Here is a 3,391-nt window from a genome sequence, read left to right as displayed (position 1 = left end):
GGGGACGGCTCGTGCGGTCCGGGACCGTGGCCGTCACGCGGGCCGCGCTCCGGATCCCAGGGGGAGCCGCTGGGAGGCTCGGTCATGCTCCATGCTGGGATCCGGGCAGCTCGGGGGGCCACCCGGGAGGGTCCATGCGGTGGATCGGGGCGGGGCCTACGGGGGTGGGTGGTGGCGGGGGTTCGGCGGCTGCGGGTTGTGGGGGCTGGTCGCGCAGTTCCCCGCGCCCCTGTGTTGCCGACCCGTTCGCTATCAGGTGGCCCTACTTGCCCGGCTTCTTCGCTGCCTTGGCCGCCGCTTTCATCTCCTGTTTGTGCGCGCGGACCTTCGTCAGGGAGTCGGGGCCCGTGATGTCGGCGACCGAGCGGTAGGAGTCGGGTTCGCCGTACGCGCCCGCGGCCTCGCGCCAGCCGGTGGGGTGGACGCCGAGCTGCTTGCCGAGCAGGGCCAGGAAGATCTGGGCCTTCTGCTTGCCGAAGCCGGGCAGGTCCTGCAGCCGGCGCAGGAGTTCCGCGCCGGTGCCGACGCCCCGCCAGACCGCCTCGGCGTCACCGTCGTAGTGCTCGACGAGGTACCGGCACAGCTGCTGGATGCGGCCCGCCATCGACCCGGGGTAGCGGTGCACCGCCGGCTTCTCCGCGAGCAGCGCCGCGAACGCCTCCGGGTCGTACGCGGCGATCTCGTGCGCGTCCAGGTCGTCGGCGCCCAGGCGCCGGGCGATGGTCGCCGGGCCCTTGAACGCCCACTCCATCGGGATCTGCTGGTCCAGCAGCATGCCGGTCAGCGCGGCCAGCGGGCTGCGGCCCAGCAGCGCGTCGGCTTCGGGGTCCTGGGCGAGGTGAAGAGTGACGTCCATGCCCCGATGATCGCGCGTCCCCGCTCAGCTCGCGCGCCAGTACCCCAGGGCGTGCATCCGCTGCTTGGGCACGGCCAGCTCCTTGCGGACGAAGGCGGTCAGCGCGCGAGTCGTCCTCGTGTCGCAGGCGATCCAGACGTACGGGTCGGCGGTGGCCCGCAGCAGGCCGGGGAGGTCACCGCGCACCTGCTGCACGAGATGGTCGCCGGCGTCCTTGCGCGGCACCTCGCGCACCTCGTGCCGCTCCGGGTCCCCGGCCCACGGCAGCCCGTCCAGCGAGCCCTCGAACCAGATCGTCGCCGGTGCCGAACCCAGCGCGCCCAGCAGGGAGTTGATGGCGGGCAGGGACGCCGGGTCGCCGACCACGAAGACGTGCGAGGGCGCGGGGCTCGGCTCCTCGAAGCCCGTGCCCTGCACGGTCGCCTCGATGGTGTCGCCGGGCTTCGCCGCCCGCGCCCAGTCACTGGCGCAGCCCTCGTGCAGCGCGAACTCGATCGCGAAGGTCCCGGCGGCGGGGTCCGGGTCGACCAGCGTGTACCCGCGCTGGTGCGGCTTGCCCGCGTTGTCGAACCACAGCCGCACCCACATCGTGGGGTGCACGCCGATCGCCGCGAGCAGCCCTCCGTCGGTGAAGTGCACCCGCCGATAGTCCTCGGTGACGTCCTCGGCCCCCGTCACGGTGAACGCGAAGTCCTTCGCCCGCATCAGCTTGAGGACCGCGCCCTCCCAACCCCGCCCCTGCCCCATCGCCTCTTCACCCTTCGCGTACGATTCCGCCACGGTTTACTTAGGGGAGCCTAACCTAAAGCGAAATGAGGGCACAGTGGCCGGCGAGATCTTCCGGGACGCGTGGGGCATCCCGCACCTGCGAGCGGGCAGCGCGCTCGAACTCGCCCGTGTCCAGGGCCGGGTCACCGCCCTCGACCGGGCCTGGCAGCTGGAGGCCGAACGGCACAGGCTGCAGGGCACCTCGGCGTCCTTCCTCGGCGCCGAAGCGCTGCCCTGGGACCGCCTCGCGCGCCGGGCCCGGCTCGCCGACACCGCCCAGCGGTGCTTCGCCGCGCTGGAGCGCCGGGACCCGGAGACGGCGGAGTGGGTACGGGCGTACGTGGACGGCGTCAACGAGGGGCTGACCGCCTCCGCCGCCCCCGAGTTCGAGCGCGTGGCGATCACCCCGGGGAGATGGAGACCCTGGACCCCGCTCGGGGTCTGGCTCGCCACGCACATCCTCTTCGCCGGCTTCCCCGCCAAGCTCTGGCGCGAGCAGGTCGCCGCGCATCTCGGCGTGGACGCGATCGGACTGTTCGCCACCGACGGTCCCGGCACCTCCGGCAGCAACGGCTGGCTGGTCGCCGGGGAGCGCACCACCACCGGCCACGCGGTCATCGCCGGGGACCCGCACCGCTTCATCGAGGACCCCGGGGTCTATCAGCAGATCCGCCTGTCCTGCCCGGAGTTCGACGTCGTCGGCCTCGCCGTGCCCGGCGTCCCCGGCATCGCCCACTTCGGCCACACCGGCACCGCCGCCTGGGCCATCACCAACGCGATGGCCGACTACCAGGACCTCTACCGCGAACGCCTGCGCCGCACCGGGGCCGGCATCGAGGCCCTGGGCCCCGACGGCACCTGGCACCGCGCCACCCGCCACACCGAGACCATCGAGGTGGCCGGGGAGACCCCGGTCGAGATCGAGGTCATCGAGACCGCCCGCGGCCCGATCGTCATCGGCGGCCCCGAGGGGCTGGAGGACGGCCCGGTGGTCGTCGGTGAGGGTCCGGTGGCTGGCGGTGAGGGTCCGGTGGCCGGCGGGGACGGCCCGGCGCTCGTGGACGACGGCCCGTTGGCCGGCGGGGACGGCCCAGTCGTCGGTGAAGGTCCGGTCGTCGCCGGTGACGGCCCGGCAGCCGTCGGCGACAGCCCGCACCTCACCGGCAACGAGTCCCGACGACTCGACGACGACGCAGAACACGTGCCGCACCCCTCCGCACCCCCGCTCGCCATCGCCCTCCGCTACCCGCCCCGTGTCACCGAAGACCTAGGCTTCTCCGCCCTGTTGCCCCTGTTGCGGGCCCGGACCGTCGGCGACATCGACCGGGCCGTCGACCTGTGGGCGGAGCCGGTCAACGTGGTCCAGGCGGCCGACACCGCCGGCGGCACCCTGCACCGGGTCGCCGGGCGCGTGCCGGTGCGGGCCGCGGTCAACGGGCTGCGGCTCGTGCCCGCCTGGGAGGCCGGTCACGAGTGGCAGGGCTGGCACGAGTCACCGCGCGCCGGGCTGACCGACGGCGTCGCCGTGATGGCGAACCAGCGCGGCCCGGCGGAGCCCCTCGGCGTCGAGTTCGCCCCGCCGCACCGCGCCGCCCGGATCGCCGAGCTGCTCGCCGGCAAGGAGCGCTGGTCCGCCGCCGACATGCCCGCGATCCACACCGACACGCACCTCGCCTCGGCCGCCGCGCTCCTCGACCGCCTCGCCGCCCTCGACACCGCCGCCCTGAGCGGCCGGGCAGCCGAGCTGCGCGATCAACTCCTGCGCTG

At 74.2% G+C, this 3,391-nt stretch carries 3 protein-coding genes; 1 reads left to right on the top strand and 2 read right to left on the bottom strand.

The window, feature by feature from the left end; all coding sequences use genetic code 11:
- Window positions 1–262 precede the first annotated feature (262 nt).
- Both N4P33_RS33920 and N4P33_RS33915 read right to left on the bottom strand, forming a co-directional pair.
- Window positions 263–856, bottom strand: a complete 594-nt coding sequence (locus N4P33_RS33920) for an HhH-GPD-type base excision DNA repair protein (protein ID WP_260830769.1) — start codon at window positions 854–856, stop codon at window positions 263–265.
- Between the two features lie 24 nt (window positions 857–880).
- The gene (locus N4P33_RS33915; protein WP_260830768.1) at window positions 881–1,603 is read right to left on the bottom strand and encodes a siderophore-interacting protein; all 723 of its coding nucleotides are present in this window, start codon (window positions 1,601–1,603) and stop codon (window positions 881–883) included.
- 76 nt (window positions 1,604–1,679) lie between these two features.
- On the opposite strand from N4P33_RS33915, the gene N4P33_RS33910 reads away from it, so the two are divergent.
- On the top strand, window positions 1,680–3,391 hold a 1,712-nt coding region (locus N4P33_RS33910), incomplete at its 3' end, for a penicillin acylase family protein (protein WP_260830767.1).

The organism is Streptomyces sp. 15-116A, from assembly GCF_025290915.1.
Classification (GTDB): Bacteria; Actinomycetota; Actinomycetes; order Streptomycetales; family Streptomycetaceae; genus Streptomyces.
This window is presented reverse-complemented; position numbering and strand designations above follow the sequence as displayed.

Excerpts from the sequence above, each read along its gene's own strand:
- N4P33_RS33915 (WP_260830768.1), bottom strand. The coding sequence starts at position 1,603 with ATGGGGCAGGGGCGGGGTTGGGAGGGCGCGGTCCTCAAGCTGATGCGG.
- N4P33_RS33920 (WP_260830769.1), bottom strand. The coding sequence starts at position 856 with ATGGACGTCACTCTTCACCTCGCCCAGGACCCCGAAGCCGACGCGCTG.